The organism is Ferruginibacter yonginensis, from assembly GCF_042651465.1.
Classification (GTDB): Bacteria; Bacteroidota; Bacteroidia; order Chitinophagales; family Chitinophagaceae; genus Ferruginibacter; species Ferruginibacter yonginensis.
Map to the genome: position 1 here is coordinate 677,771 of NZ_JBHSCZ010000002.1, position 15,443 is coordinate 693,213.

Annotated in this window: 13 protein-coding genes; 4 read left to right on the plus strand and 9 right to left on the minus strand. The window is 34.7% G+C overall.

The window, feature by feature from the left end; genetic code table 11:
- Window positions 1–6 precede the first annotated feature (6 nt).
- The 4 genes from ACFOWM_RS10170 to rsfS are packed head-to-tail and all read right to left on the minus strand — an operon-like array spanning window position 7 to window position 3,631.
- A complete protein-coding gene (locus ACFOWM_RS10170; RefSeq protein ID WP_379709546.1) occupies window positions 7–435 on the minus strand; it encodes a gamma-glutamylcyclotransferase family protein in 429 nt (142 codons plus the stop codon).
- A gap of 10 nt (window positions 436–445) precedes the next feature.
- Window positions 446–1,078 (minus strand): LutC/YkgG family protein, encoded by a 633-nt coding sequence (locus tag ACFOWM_RS10175; protein WP_379709548.1) that lies wholly within the window; start codon window positions 1,076–1,078, stop codon window positions 446–448.
- Between the two features lie 9 nt (window positions 1,079–1,087).
- A complete protein-coding gene (gene ftsH / locus ACFOWM_RS10180) occupies window positions 1,088–3,187 on the minus strand; it encodes an ATP-dependent zinc metalloprotease FtsH (protein WP_379709550.1) in 2,100 nt (699 codons plus the stop codon).
- Between the two features lie 33 nt (window positions 3,188–3,220).
- On the minus strand, window positions 3,221–3,631 hold the full coding sequence (gene rsfS / locus ACFOWM_RS10185; RefSeq protein WP_379709553.1) for a ribosome silencing factor: 411 nt from the start codon (window positions 3,629–3,631) through the stop codon (window positions 3,221–3,223).
- 115 nt (window positions 3,632–3,746) lie between these two features.
- On the opposite strand from rsfS, the gene ACFOWM_RS10190 reads away from it, so the two are divergent.
- The gene (locus ACFOWM_RS10190) at window positions 3,747–4,481 is read left to right on the plus strand and encodes a biotin--[acetyl-CoA-carboxylase] ligase (protein WP_379709555.1); all 735 of its coding nucleotides are present in this window, start codon (window positions 3,747–3,749) and stop codon (window positions 4,479–4,481) included.
- Here the strand turns inward: ACFOWM_RS10190 and ACFOWM_RS10195 are convergent.
- The gene (locus ACFOWM_RS10195; protein WP_379709557.1) at window positions 4,478–5,413 is read right to left on the minus strand and encodes a Brp/Blh family beta-carotene 15,15'-dioxygenase; all 936 of its coding nucleotides are present in this window, start codon (window positions 5,411–5,413) and stop codon (window positions 4,478–4,480) included. The two genes, ACFOWM_RS10190 and ACFOWM_RS10195, sit on opposite strands and share 4 nt — an antisense overlap.
- 166 nt (window positions 5,414–5,579) lie before the next feature.
- Here ACFOWM_RS10195 and ACFOWM_RS10200 point away from each other — a divergent pair, with 166 nt between their 5' ends.
- Complete coding sequence (locus tag ACFOWM_RS10200) at window positions 5,580–6,317, plus strand: bacteriorhodopsin-like (RefSeq protein ID WP_379709560.1); 738 nt, start codon at window positions 5,580–5,582, stop codon at window positions 6,315–6,317.
- Between the two features lie 461 nt (window positions 6,318–6,778).
- Here the strand turns inward: ACFOWM_RS10200 and ACFOWM_RS10205 are convergent, their stop codons facing one another.
- From ACFOWM_RS10205 to ACFOWM_RS10220, 4 genes are read right to left on the minus strand one after another with little or no spacing between them, the layout of a single operon-like run.
- A complete protein-coding gene (locus ACFOWM_RS10205) occupies window positions 6,779–7,732 on the minus strand; it encodes a transketolase family protein (protein WP_379709562.1) in 954 nt (317 codons plus the stop codon).
- A gap of 35 nt (window positions 7,733–7,767) precedes the next feature.
- Window positions 7,768–8,826, minus strand: a complete 1,059-nt coding sequence (galE, locus tag ACFOWM_RS10210) for a UDP-glucose 4-epimerase GalE (protein WP_379709565.1) — start codon at window positions 8,824–8,826, stop codon at window positions 7,768–7,770.
- 50 nt (window positions 8,827–8,876) lie between these two features.
- Window positions 8,877–10,025 carry an inorganic phosphate transporter gene (locus ACFOWM_RS10215; RefSeq protein WP_379709567.1) on the minus strand — a complete coding sequence of 383 codons (1,149 nt, stop codon included), beginning with the start codon at window positions 10,023–10,025 and terminating at the stop codon, window positions 8,877–8,879.
- A 51-nt stretch (window positions 10,026–10,076) separates the two neighbouring features.
- Window positions 10,077–10,724 carry a DUF47 domain-containing protein gene (locus ACFOWM_RS10220; protein ID WP_379709569.1) on the minus strand — a complete coding sequence of 216 codons (648 nt, stop codon included), beginning with the start codon at window positions 10,722–10,724 and terminating at the stop codon, window positions 10,077–10,079.
- A gap of 212 nt (window positions 10,725–10,936) precedes the next feature.
- Between ACFOWM_RS10220 and ACFOWM_RS10225 the strand changes: the two genes are divergently transcribed.
- Window positions 10,937–13,723 (plus strand): TonB-dependent receptor, encoded by a 2,787-nt coding sequence (locus ACFOWM_RS10225; protein WP_379709571.1) that lies wholly within the window; start codon window positions 10,937–10,939, stop codon window positions 13,721–13,723.
- A gap of 27 nt (window positions 13,724–13,750) precedes the next feature.
- On the plus strand, window positions 13,751–15,214 hold the full coding sequence (locus ACFOWM_RS10230; protein ID WP_379709573.1) for a hypothetical protein: 1,464 nt from the start codon (window positions 13,751–13,753) through the stop codon (window positions 15,212–15,214).
- Window positions 15,215–15,443 lie beyond the last annotated feature (229 nt).

The following is a 15,443-nucleotide window of genomic DNA, read 5'->3' on the forward strand; positions in this document are numbered from 1 at the left end:
CAACAACTAGGGTTGATTTTTTTGTTGCAAATACTTCATTACATCACCAGTTTCAATAGCAGGAAGCCCAGTAATATCCCCATTGTACCAATATATCCATGCCGTTATTTGTTGATCGTTTTGGTATACGGTAACCAATGCTCGTTTATATAAAGGTGTTTCACCGGGCTCAACATGTACACCTTCATAATCATCTAACTGTTCAAATGCCCACGAAAAATCATCAGGGTTATTAAGTGTATATAATTCACCCAAAATAAAGTGGTCATCAGTTGTATGAATTGCAACAGGGTGGGTGCCTTTATCAAAAAATTGACCTTTAACCATGCCTTCGCCCATGCATTTAAAAAATTGGGTTATGTATTGGTAGGCTGGGTTTCTAAAACCACTGCGTAAAGAGCCGTATACAAATAGGTTATAACTGTTGTTGTTCATATGTATGAAATTAGGTTCGTTCCACTAAAAAACAAAATACTTCTTTAGGGCCATGAACGCCGGTTACCAAGGTTTTTTCAATATCTGCGGTACGACTAGGCCCACTGGCAAATGTGGTAAATGATGGGAAGTTATATGCGTATTTTTCTTTCAAAGTTTTAAGTGCATCTTTAACATCATACACCACTTGGTTTGTGTAAGCAATACAAATGTGTACAGGCGCATATACGCTGGTTGTTCTACCGCTTTCTTGAGCAGCACTCATTACAATAGTGCCCGTACGGGCCACCAAATATTCGCAACCTGTAATAGATACATCGCAACTTGGCAAATCGTTATAACGGCTGATGTTGATTGCTGTTAAATAATTTTGCAAGGCCGTTTCTTTACAAAAAACATTGCTCCAACTACGTTGTGTTATTAATTGTGCTAACTGGTTGGTAAGTACTATTTCGTTTTCACAAAAAATAAACTTGCCTTGTAGTTTGGTAAACTCTTCAGCAAAAGTAACTACCACATCATCACGGTTTTCAACATAAACGGTGTTAGTACCTTCACTTTGTGGAAAAGGCAAAGGCACCGGATTACTCAGTGCCTCCCTAATTTTTTTTAAAATTTTTTCTTTACTAGGAGATGTTGCCATTGTTGTTGTTTATATTGATGGCGGATTTTTTAATTCTTCTGTAAAAGTTGATGAAGGATTTTCGTTATTAGCATTTTCAACATCTAATAATTTCTTCTCTTCAAAAGGGCGTTTACCAATTAAGGCTTCTACATCACTTTTAAATAGCACTTCTTTCACTAACAATTCCTTAGCTAGTTTTTCAACATCACCTTTTTTATCAATCAGTAATTGTTTTGTTTTTACGTAAGCATTTTCAATAAGTATGCGTACTTCACTGTCAATCATTTTGCCTGTTTCTTCGCTGTAAGGCTTCGTAAACATGTTTTCTTGTGATGGATCGTAGTAGCTTACATTGCCCACTTTATTATTCATACCATACATGGTTACCATGCTGTAGGCAATTTTGGTGATTTGTTGTAAATCATTACTAGCGCCGGTACTAATTTTACCAAAGAAAATATCTTCTGATGCCCTACCACCTAAAGTCATACAAATTTGATCAATCAATTGATCGGTATTGTACAAATATTGCTCTTTTGGAGTGTACTGAGCATAACCTAAGGCAGCCGTACCTCTTGGTACAATGGTAACTTTTAATAATGGATAAGCATGCTCAAGGTACCAACCACAAATTGCATGGCCTGCTTCGTGGTAAGCAATTATTTCTTTTTCTTCAGGAGAAATGAGTTTGTTCTTTTTTTCAAGGCCACCGATTACCCTATCAATCGCATCTTGAAAATCGCTCATATCAACCGATTCTTTATTTTTTCTTGCAGCAATTAAGGCAGCTTCGTTACATACATTGGCAATATCTGCACCAGCAAAGCCGGGTGTTTGCTCCGCTAGTTTATGAATATCTAATGTTTGTGATACTTTAATTGGACCTAAATGCACTTTAAAAATGGCTTCTCTGCCCACTAAATCAGGGCGGTCAATTGAAATTTGACGATCAAAACGACCTGGACGTAATAGTGCAGAATCCAACACATCTGGACGGTTAGTAGCGGCTAAGATAATGATACCTAAGTCAGTACCAAAACCATCCATTTCAACCAATAATTGGTTTAAAGTATTTTCTCTTTCGTCGTTACTCATCATGGCATTTTTACCACGAGCCCTACCTATTGCATCAATTTCATCAATAAAAATGATACATGGGGCTTTTTCACGAGCTTGTTTAAATAAATCTCTCACACGGCTAGCACCTACACCCACAAACATTTCCACAAAATCAGAACCACTTAAACTAAAGAATGGCACTTGTGCTTCGCCTGCAACTGCTTTTGCTAATAAGGTTTTACCTGTACCTGGAGGGCCTACTAAAAGGGCACCTTTTGGAATTTTACCACCTAAGGCAGTATATTTTTTGGGGTTTTTAAGAAAATCAACGATTTCCATTACTTCAACTTTGGCTTCATCAAGCCCTGCTACGTCGTTAAAGTTGATGTTTACTCTTGTACCCTTTTCGAACAATGTTGCTTTTGATTTGCCGATGCTGAAAATACCACCAGGGCCATTACCACCTGCTTGTCCACCCATTTTACGCATCATAACAACAAACAATAAAATGATGAGTAAAAACGGCAGTACGGTTTTAATTAAATCGCCTACAACTTCGCCTTCATCAATATAATTGGGGTATACTTTTTTTATGGTTGGGTTGGCAGCATAAAAATCATCAATTTGTTTTCCGAAAGCATCAGCCTTTGAAATATTGAAATATACTTGAGGGTTGGTGCTTTTTAAGAGTAAATCATAATCTTGCTCCGTCATCATTGCTTTATAAAAAGCAGCGTTGTTTTTTAGGTTTTCTTTATTGATGTAAATACGAGCAATATCTTTATTACGTACTACAATAAAACCTGTACGCTCTTTACTCAATTTAGTATCTTCAGCAACATCTCCATTTTTTAATATTTCATATAAATATTTTTGGTTGAGTTCAACACCTGCTGATGCTACTGTTCTAAAAACATTCCATAAAATAAGCCCAAGTATTACAGCACCCCAAATCCAATAAATATTGAAATTGTTTTTTCTTTTTGAGGGGTCGTCGTTTAAACCGGGTAATTTATTAGGGCCTTTGTTGGGTTTACCACTTGGGGTAATATTATTTTGTTGTGCCATTGGTGCTTGTTAGCCTTATGATGATATTTAATATTATTGTTCGTTATGTTCTGTAGATACGGCATCGCTCCACATTTCTTCAAGCCTATAAAACTTACGAGGTTCAGGCAACATAATATGTACTACTACATTTACGTAATCAATTAAAATCCATTGTTGGGCTTGCCTACCTTCGTGTTTGTAAGCACTTTCGCCACATTTTAGTTTTACTTCATGTTCTACCTCATCTGCAATTGCCTTTAATAATGTTGGGTTATTGGCTTCGCATATAATAAAAAAATCAGCTACTGCTTCGGGTATTTTACGAAGGTCGAGACTGATTACGTTTTCACCTTTCTTATCATGAATGGTGGCAATTATGGTTTTAATGATCTTACTACTTTTGGTAAGTTTTGTAACAGTACTTTTTTTACGTGTGCTCAACACTTCTAAATTGTTATTCAAATTTCTTTTTTTTAAATGAATGCATGGTATTTGCCATGAAATGCAATGCTAAAAAACTAGCTTGCAGGTATAAACAAAATTACAATATCTTTTTTACCTATAGTTCAATAACATCATGCAAACTGAATTATTTACCATATTAGACACTGTTGAAAGCACCAACAACTATGCCATGCGTTTGGTACATGAAGGTTTGGCTAAACATGGTGTTGCTGTATTTGCATATGAGCAAACCAATGGTAAGGGCCAAAGAGGTAAAGTTTGGATGTCGAACAAGGGGGAAAATATTACAATGTCGCTCATACTTAAGCCTGATAAAGCTTTTGCGTTGCATCCATTTTATTTCAATGCATTTATTGCTATTACTGTAAGGCAATTTTTTGCTGAATTAGCTGGCGAAGCCGTAACGATTAAGTGGCCAAATGATATTTATTGGCGTGACAATAAGGCAGGAGGTATTTTAGTAGAGAATGTAATGGCAGGTAAAAATTGGAAATGGGCTGTAGTGGGTATTGGGTTAAACATCAATCAGCAAAATTTTGAAGAAACATTGCATAACCCTACTTCGTTGTATAACATTACGCAACAAAATTTTGATGTACTTACATTAGCAAAACAATTGTACCAAGCAACACTAGCAGCGTACCAACAGCTTACCACAAAAGATTTTTATACACTGTTACAACAATTTAATACACACTTATATAAGTTACACAAGCTGGTAAAATTGAAGAAAGATAATGTAGCTTTTTACACAACCATTACAAGTGTAAATGAATATGGGCAGTTACAAACAGTTGATAGTATGGAGCGATCTTTTGATTTTGGGGAAGTTAGTTGGGTGATTTAATTTTTTTGTAAGCGTACATACATTTTATGCATTACCTCGAGGTGGGGTAATGTTAGTACAGATAAAGTAAGTAAAAGGGCTAATAATAAATTTACATCTGGCATAAACATCGTTAATGCATAATAAAGGCCAAACATACCCACCAATGCAGCCACACTAAAAAGTATAAATTTCTTTACTACTGCTTTTAGTTTAGTGCTGTTGTTATGCACAGTTACATAACTAAAAATATTTCTTATAGAAAGTATAGAATGCCAAAGTGCAAAGTAAAATGTAAAGGCTAATAACGACGGTAGCATAATTAAAATACCAATTAGCAATACAAATTTTATAATTTGGATACCGTTTATTATAAGGTTATTGTTAATATAGAAATATACTAAGGTTGCACTGAATATGATGGTAATTAAACCTAATATGTAATACCTAAATTGTTCAACAAACACAAATACAGCGGTTTGGTACATATCATTCATAGTGGCAGGTAAATTTGCTTTTATTTGGGGAAGATGTACTAATAGTAGCAACCCGAAAATAAAGCTGCCGTAGGTTGCATATAACCAAGCACCATGTTTTTTTGTTTTCAATAACAAGGCCATATCTGTTTCACCAAAATGGAAAATAGAAATGAGCATGAACAATGAAAATGCAATTACAGGAAAAACCCAAATGCAAGCAAAAGTTGCCAATCTAAATAAATACTTTGCTACAAATTTTTTAATATAAAACACTTGTTTGGTCTCCATTTGTGTTTGTTCCTCTACCAAAAAATCAAGTGCACCATGCGGTACACCTACAATGCACACCAAAGCCATTAAAATCATCATTTGGGTTTCGTTACTTATTTGTGCGATGCTGTGCTGAAAAAACAACAAACAACACCCCACCAAAAGTAAAATAAACTCAACCCTATTTTTTTTGAGCAGTACCATTGTTTTTAATTTTTATTAAAAATTTACAAGCCCATTTATTTTTTTTCATTTAAGTGCCATCAAAAAAAGAAAAAAAATATTTTGTTATTTAAGTAAATGTAGTACTTTTATGAAAACTAACAAACATTAGTTAGTTTATTTCATTCATTTTTAAAACCAAAACATTATGTTACAATTTTTTCTCGACATTAAGCCGATTGCTACGGATAACTATGTAGCTTTTACCTTTTTTGTAGGAACTATGGCGATGATGGCTGCGGCTGTTTTCTTTTTTATGGAAACGAGTAGTACTGCACCACAATGGCGTACATCAGTACTCGTTTCAGGTTTAATTACCTTTATTGCAGCGGTGCATTATTATTACATGAGAGGTTACAACCTCGACACCGGAGATTCTCCAACATTTTTCCGTTATGTTGACTGGTTATTAACAGTGCCTTTAATGTGTGTGGAGTTTTACTTAATCACAAAAAAAGTAGGTGCAAAAGTTGGTTTATTATGGAAGTTAATTTTTGCTTCTGTAGTAATGTTGGTAACAGGTTATATTGGAGAAGCAATTCACCCAGAAGAAACTGTAAGTTGGGTATGGGGTTTTGTTAGTGGTTTAGCTTACTTCTACATTGTTTATTTAGTATGGTTTGGTGATGTTGCTAAATTAGCAAGTGCTGCTTCACCTGCTGTAAACAGTGCTGTAAAAACATTGGGTTGGTTCGTATTAGTAGGTTGGGCTATTTATCCTTTGGGTTACATTTTGGGAACAAAAGGTGGCTTATTTGGTATGGAGTTAGTAACTGACAGGGCAGCTGCAAAAGCCGCTATGGATATTGTTTACAATATTGGTGATGCAATTAACAAAATTGGCTTTGGCTTAGTTATTTACGCATTAAGCCGTTCAGAAAAATAATGAAGTAAGTTGCTTTTACCAATATGGGAAAAAGTTACGAATTGCATTAAAAATACAATCGTTTTTTGAACAGTTCTATTTTTCAAGTGTACATTTGTAAAACTAACAAACGTTAGTAAGTGGACTTGATTTTTAATAATTGTTTCATACGATTTAAAAAAATTTGTTGTAGTATAGTTAGTAATGTGGTGGTTTTACAACAAGTATTTTAATGAAGAAGTAAGCAATAAAGAAGCAAACATCATAAGTTGAATGAAAGCCTAGTGTGTTGAGTGTAATTTGCTTTGTGGCGATTGAACCGTGAGAAAATATTGCTTACTTCTTAATTTTTAAAAATTATTTATTGCAAATATTTTGATAACCTAAAAACTAAACTTGCAATAATTTGTCTTGATATGTGGGGATTGAAAAAAGGGAAGCTAAGCTTCCCTTTTTAGTAATATGAAATGAATTTGTGTAGCTTATTTTCTTGCCATGGCTTTTTCAGCGGCAGCTACAATATGTGCTGCATCTAAACCATATTTTACCAATAACTCTTCTGGTTTACCGCTTTCTCCAAAGGTATCATTAGTGCCCACCATTTCAATTGGTATAGGGAAGTTTTTAGATGCTGTTTGAGCAATACTATCACCTAAACCGCCTAAAATATTATGCTCTTCTGCAGTAACGGCACATTTGGTTTTTTTAATTGAAGCGATAATAGCCGCTGTATCTAGAGGTTTTATGGTATGTATATTTATTAAATCAACCGAAAACCCTTTCGCTTCTAAAATTTTGGCAGCTTCTACAGCCTTCCAAACTAAATGGCCACAAGCAAAAATTGACACATCAGTACCTTCGTTTAATATTTGTGCTTTGCCAATTACAAAATCTTCTTCTTTAGTAAAAATAGGCCAAACGGGTCTGCCAAAACGGAGGTAAACAGGTCCTTCATAATTTGCAATAGCCTTGGTAGCTGCTTTTGTTTGGTTATAGTCGCATGGTACAATTACCGTCATGCCCGGCAACATTTTCATTAAACCAATATCTTCTAATATTTGGTGAGTGGCACCATCTTCACCCAAAGTTAAACCAGCATGTGATGCACAAATTTTTACATTTTTACCACTGTAAGCAACACTTTGCCTAATTTGATCATACACCCTACCAGTACTAAAATTTGCGAAAGTAGTTGTGTAAGGGATTTTGCCACCAATTGTAAGACCAGCTGCAATGCCAATCATATTAGCTTCGGCAATACCACACTGTATAAATCTATCAGGAAAAGCTTTTATAAAGCCACCTAATTTTAATGAACCAGCAAGATCGGCTGTTAGGGCTACAATATTTTCGTTTGCCTGCGCCGCTTCTAAAATACCATCACCAAAGCCACTACGTGTATCTTTTTTACCTGTAACTTCTATGTCGTTAAGCATGTTTATGTTTTATATATGTTGCAAGATAATGGCAGTTAATTTAACTTGGCATTTATCGTATTAAAAATATCGCTGTTTTGTTTCAATTGCTGTTCCCATTGCCATGCTGATTGCATCATTGCTTCTTTATTAAATTGTGGTTGCCAATTTAAAATCGTGGTGGCTTTGGTTCTATCTGCATATATAGCTTCCACATCACCTGGACGCCTTGGTGCTATTACATAATTTAATGATGTACCACTTATTTTTTCAAAAGTTTCAATCATTTCTAGTACAGTGTATCCATTACCACTGCCTAAATTAAATATTTCGCAAGATGATGTTGTATTGATATTTTGTAAATATTGTAGCGAAAGTGTATGAGCGGTGGCTATATCGCAAACATGTACATAGTCTCTTAAGCATGTACCATCTTTTGTATTATAATCATTTCCAAAAACTTTCATTTGAGGTAGTTTGCCGATGGCTGTTTGTGTAATTGCTGGTACCAAATTTTGAGGTGTACCAATAGGTAATTCACCAATATGGCAGCTTGGGTGAGCCCCTACCGGATTAAAATACCTCAGTAAAACAGCTTTGCAAAAAGGCATGCTTGCCAAGCTTTGTTCAATAATATTTTCGCCTATTTGTTTTGTACTACCGTATGGAGATGAAGCTGGCAACAAAGGTGTTTTTTCATTTACAGGAATAATAGCAGGGTTTCCATACACAGTACATGATGAAGAAAATACAAAGTGAGGAATTTTAAAAACAGCTACACATTTTAAAATATTCATGAGGCTGTTTAAATTATTGTCAAAATAAAGCAATGGCTGCTCAACTGATTCGCCTACTGCTTTATAAGCTGCAAAATGTATAATACCGGTAATGGAAGGATTTTCTTGAAACACTGCGTATGTTTCATCAAAGTTGCATAAATCAACAGCGTAGTTTTTTACAATTACACCAGTAATTTTTGTAATACCATGTAATATACCAGCATCGCTTCGGCTATTATTATCAATAGAAATTACATGATATCCATGTTCAATTAAACTTACTATTGTGTGAGCTCCTATATAACCGCATCCTCCTGTAACTAAAATGGTATTCATCTAACAAAGAAACAACATTTTTTTAGGATGTAAAAAATGATATGTAAATATTAAGATTGCGGTATAACGGCTCTTAAAATGTAATACACTACAGCAGCTAACAAACCACTTACTGGTATGGTTAAAATCCATGCCCAAACAAGGTTAATGGTAACACCCCAACGTACAGCACTCAAACGTTTGGTTGCACCCACACCAATAATAGCACCTGTAATGGTATGTGTAGTACTTACGGGTGCACCTAAATTGGCCGCTGTAAATAAGGTGATGGCACCTGCAGTTTCGGCACAAACACCTTCTAAAGGTGTTACTTTCGTGATTTTTGTACCCATGGTTTTTATGATTTTCCAACCACCACTCATGGTACCAATACCAATGGCTGCATAACATGCAAGCGGCACCCAATCAGGCATTTGACTTAAATTTTCAATTTTACCACCAGCAACCAACGCTACAGTGATAATACCCATTACCTTTTGAGCATCACTACCGCCATGGCCAATACTAAATACTGCTGATGAAACTAGCTGTAATTTTTTGTACATATTTTGGGTACGAATGGCAGATTCACCTTTTACATAATTATAAAAGTACGTAAGTATAAAAACGATACCCAAGCCTAATAAAGCCCAACGTTCAAATTCTTTTTTAAATGGAATAAACAAAACACATGCACCAACTAACACTGTAATGATTGCTACTTTGAGCCAGAAGTTTTTTTGCATGGTTACAATGGTAATGAACATTGAAATAAACATACCAATAAACGGTGCTAATACAATGAACAATACCGTTTTCATAATCATAGTAGTATCAATACTACCAAAACCTGCTGCTGCAATAGCTGCACCTGCAAAGCCACCAATTAAAGTGTGTGATGATGATGACGGTATACCATACCACCAGGTTAATAAGTTCCAACATATAGCAGCCACTAACCCAGAAAGTATAATGATCATTCCATTATGGCCCGATACAACATCTTCATGTACTGTTTTTGCCACGGTATTTGCAACTGCATGGTCACTAAATATAAAGAAAGCCACAAAGTTGAAAAATGCTGCCCAAATTACTGCTTGAAAAGGAGTTAGTACTTTGGTAGATACGATGGTAGCGATGGAATTTGCTGCATCATGAAACCCATTGATATAATCAAATGCAATAGCAAGTATTATAATTACAATTAGTATGGTTGACATATAATTAATTTTGAAACTACACTATCAATTAGATAATTCGTTTCTTAAAATTTAAGCGTATTTAACAATAATACTTTCTATTACATTGGCAGCATCTTCACATTTATCGGTAACAATTTCTAATACCTGATAAATTTCTCTTTTCTTAATTACCTCTTTCGCATCGGGTTCTGTTGCAAAAAGGCGTTCAATACTCATATCAAAAATATCATCACCTTGGTTTTCAATACTATTAATGGCAACCAATGCATCCGTTATTTGACGCATATTTTTCATGTTACGCAACTCTGTTACAGCTTTGTGTACTTGTACACAACCTAAAGGGATAATATCGCCGAATTTTTTGATACCAATATCATCAGGGTTTACCCTGTAAAAATTTATTTTTTTAGCTGCAGCATAAATATAATCTGCAATATCATCAAGTGCTGATGCTAAGTAGTGAATATCTTCTCTATCAAATGGGGTAATAAAATTTTTGCCTAATTCAGTAAATATCTGATGGGTTAAATCATCATTTACATGCTCCATATCTTCTAACTCTTTTATGAGCTTACCTCTAATTTCATAATCTGGTTCGTTCACCACCATTTTAAGTTTATCGCCCATTTTTACTAGTTCAGCTGCTACACTTTCAAAAAGCTGATAAAACACCCTGTCTTTCGGTAAAAAAATCTTTAAAATGTTATTAAAGCCCATAATAGCTAAGTTTTGCTGGCAAAAATAGCATTATAGCAATTGAATATGAAATCTTTAATAATGGTAACTATTTGGTAACATTATACTTGTGGTTGGTTACAATTAATTAACTAAACAAATTTTTGATCATGTTACGCTTAACGTTTTGTTAACCTTGTCTTCATTTTGCCATAACATCCAAATCTTCTCTTTGCATTCAAATTAACGAAGGGATGAAATCATTCATACTATTTTTAGCTTTTACAACCATTAGTTTACTATCGTTTGCACAAAAGGGTAAGGTGGAAGGTAAGGTAACTGATTCAAAAACTGGGCAACCTTTAACAGGTGTATCTGTTATAGTAAAATCAACTGGTAAAGGCGTAGCTACCGATGTTGAAGGTAGGTTTACACTAAATGTAGAAGGTGCTAAAAAAGTTTCATTGGTATTTAGTTTTAATGGTGTAACCCAGCAAATTGATGAGGTTGAAATTATTGATGGAAAAGTAACCACACAAAACTTATCTTTAACCCAAAGAGAAAAAACGGAAGATGCTGTAATAGTACGTACACCAAGTACTGCAAGACGTGAAACGGCCGCTTCACTCATTACATTTCAAAAAAACACCAACACCGTTGCTTCAGTAATTTCAGCAGAAAGTATTAAGCGATCACCCGATAGAAATACAGGTGAAATTTTAAAACGTACGCCAGGTACTAGTATACAAGAGGGTAAATTTATTATAGTAAGAGGTTTAGCAGATCGTTATAACCAAGCCATGCTCAATGGTATTCTACTTACTAGTACAGAACCAGATCGTAAAACATTTTCATTCGATTTAATACCATCACAAATTATTGATAACATCATTATTAATAAGGCATTTGTACCTGAGTTACCGGGTGAATTTGCTGGTGGTTTAATTCAGGTAAACACCAAAGATATACCGGCCAAAAATTTCTTCAACATACAATTAGGTACTGGCTTTAACACCCAAACTACTGGCAAAAGTTTTTATAGAGATGCACAAGGGGGTAAGTTAGATTGGTTAGGTGTTGATGATGGTACAAGAGCTTTACCTGATTTGTATACCACAAAGTCAAATTTTGATACTTTATCAAGATCAGCTAAAACAGCCATTGGTAAAGCGTTGCGTAACTCATGGTCGCCAGAAAAGTTTACGGCTCCGGTTAATGGTGCTTTTCAGTTAAATGGTGGTTTTGTAGGTAAGTTATTTGGTAAAAAAATTGGTGGTGCCGTTGGTATTAACTACAACAGAAACTATCGTTTTCAAGATTTAATGAATACCAAAAACGTAGCTAATGGTAGTACTTTTTCGAAAGAAACAAGTTATGAAGATGATAAATATTTACAAGAAACTGTAGTTGGAGGTATTGCAAGTTTGTCACTTCAATTAAATAACCTTAACAAAGTATCAGTAAAAGCATTGGTGAATGTAAACAATGCAAATGCCATCACGAATCGTTTAGGGTATGATAGTAGCCGCCCTAGACCATTACAAAAGGGTACTGAGTTTACCTTTAAACAAAATACCTTCTTCACTACACAAATAAATGGTGAGCATGGCATTACAAAAGATGTTAAGTTTAAATGGTATGGTGCGTTCAATATTTTAGATGGTTATGTGCCAGATCAACGCAGGTTACTCTACGAAAGAGAAACAGTAAATAACAATTATGAAGCTGTAATTGCAAACTCATTGTCGCAACAAAGTGGTAGTAGAGTGTACCAAAGTTTAAGTGATTATATTTATACAGGTGGTGGCGATGTGTCGTATAATTTCAATGCTTTTGGTAGTAAACAAACCGTAAAAGCAGGATACATGTTTCAAATAAAAGATCGTATTTACGATGCACAATTATTTGCAAATTATTTACCAACTGATAATGCTACACTACGTTTATTATCGCCAGATAAAATTTTTGCTCCTGAAAATTTTGGTAACGGTTTTGAAAACAAATTTGCATTTGATGCTATTAAAAACAGAAACTTCCGTTATATAGCGAATACTATTTTAAATGCTGGTTTTGTGCAATTTGATAATGCTATAACTAAAAGTTTAAGGGTAGTTTGGGGTTTACGTATAGAAGATTATGATCAGCTTATTGGAAGTGTAAAAAAGTTTGATTCAAGGCATACCTACAGTAGGGTAAGAGATTATTTACCGGGTGTGAACTTTACCTATAAATTAAATAGCAAAACTAATATAAGGTTAACAGGTTCGCAAACCGTTATCAGACCAGAGTTGAGAGAGTTATCAGCACTCAATTTATATGATTTTGAATTGAACGCTTCTGTACAAGGACAACCAACTTTAAAGCGTACCAAAATTTTTAATACTGATTTAAGATATGAGTTGTACCCAAGGGCAGGTGAAGTTTTTTCAGTAGGTGTTTTCTATAAAAACTTTAAAGATCCGATAGAACAAATATTTAATGAAGGTGCTGGTGGTGCAAGTACATTTAATTTTAGAAACCCGAAAAGTGCTTATGCATATGGTGTAGAGTTAGAGTTACGTAAAAAATTAGATGCTATTGATGCCTTTAAAAACTTCACATTCCAATCAAATGTATCGTTTATTAAAAGTAAGGTGAGTGATGATCAGTTAAAAGTTAACAGACCACTACAAGGACAAAGCGATTATGTTATCAATGCAGGTTTATTATATGACATTGAAAAAATTGGTTTAAACGTTACTACTTTATTCAACATCATCGGTAAAAGAATTTATGTAGTGGGTGATAACTCAGCAGCAGCAGGTACGCCTGATGTGTGGGAAGCACCACGACCATTATTAGACATGCAAATTGCCAAAAAAATTATCAAGTCAAAAGGTGAGTTGCGTTTAAGTGCATCAGATATTTTAAATCAAAAACAAATATTTTATCAAAACAATACCACCAACGGTAGTTTTGGTTTAGATAAAAAAGTAGATGCTTACCGCTTTACTAGAGTAAACGGAACCACTTTCAGTTTAACATTCAATTACACTTTATAATATTAAAATTTTAAATAAACATCACAAATGAAAAAGTATATTGTATTTGCATCAGCATTAATAGCAGTAGCTGCAGTAGCTATTACTGGCTGTAGAAAAATTGAAACAGATGGTGAAAAGGAAATTGTAATTATTACTCAACCGGGTAGTGGTGGTACAACAGGTCAAACCATTACTTTGCAAGGTCGTATTAATGCGGATACCATCTTAAGAAAAGAAAATACTTACATTTTAAAAGGTTTAGTATATATGGTGGGTAACCATACTATGACTATACAGCCCGGTACTGTAATTAAAGGTGCTTTTAGCGGATCTGATGTGGCAGCTTTAACGATCACTAGAGGTTCAAAAATTGTTGCTAGGGGTTCAGCCACTGAACCAATTGTATTCACAACATCATCACCTAACCCACAAAGTGGTGATTGGGGCGGTATTATTATTTGTGGTAAAGCTGGTATTAACGCAAGTTTTAATGGTGTACAAGGTTTATATCAAGTAGAAGGTGGTGTTGATAATGCTAATGGCGATGGCTTAGCTGGTAGTGGCGATGCTGTAGCGCCAACACCTGTAGATACTGATAGTTCAGGCGTTTTGAGTTATGTACGTATTGAGTATGCAGGCTATGCTTTTCAACCAGATAAAGAAATTAATAGCTTAACATTAGCTGCTGTAGGTAGTAAAACAGTAATTGACCACGTAGAAACTTTATATGCAAAAGACGATGCTTTCGAATGGTTTGGTGGCTCAGTAAATTGTAAATATTTAATTGCTGCAAAAACACAAGATGATGATTTTGATACCGATAATGGTTACAATGGTAAAGTTCAATTTGGATTAGTAATTAGAGATTCTGTTATTGCTGATATTTCTACTTCTGAAGCCTTTGAGAGTGATAATAATGCAAGTGGAACAACAGCAACACCACAAACATCAGCAGTGTTTTGTAATATTACAGCTATTGGCCCACGTGCCACTTTAAATAACGTTGGTAGTACATTGTTTAGAGCTGGTGCACAAATTCGTAGAAATTCAACCATATCAATATTAAACTCAGTTATAATGGGTTGGCCTCAAGGTGTGTTGATAGATGCAAGTACTGGTACACCAACTGATAACAACATTACTAGTAATAATTTAAGAATAAAGTATACCACATTAGCTGGAAATACAGTTAACGTAAAGTATACTGCTAGTTCATCTGCTCCTACGGGTGCAACCGATGCTAGTATAACTGCATGGTTTACTGACCCAGCTAACGGTAACACTATTTTAACCAATTGTTCAGATGCTAAGTTGATTCAACCATTTAATTATGCAGCGGTTGATCCTACGCCATTTGCTGGCTCAAACGGTTACGCTCCAATAGTATCTGGTGCTAATTTTACTGATTCAAAAGTTACTGATCCTTTCTTTACTGTAGTTACCTACCGTGGTGCTATTGCGCCTGCTGGCCCTGAGAGTACATGGTGGAAAGGTTGGACAAAATTCTAATTTACTTTCATTGTCTTATAAATAAAAAGGGCTCCATTTAGGAGCCTTTTTTATTTCATTTTTTAGTAACATACACCTGTAGCTGTAATTCAATAATTCAATGCAACTTTACAGTGTTCATAAGCGTTTTAGTATAAAGGAACCTCAAAAAGAGGGTGTGTATTTGCATACCCTCTTTTATTAATATTAAAGTAACAATTGGTTAATAATGGAGTAGCATATATACTGT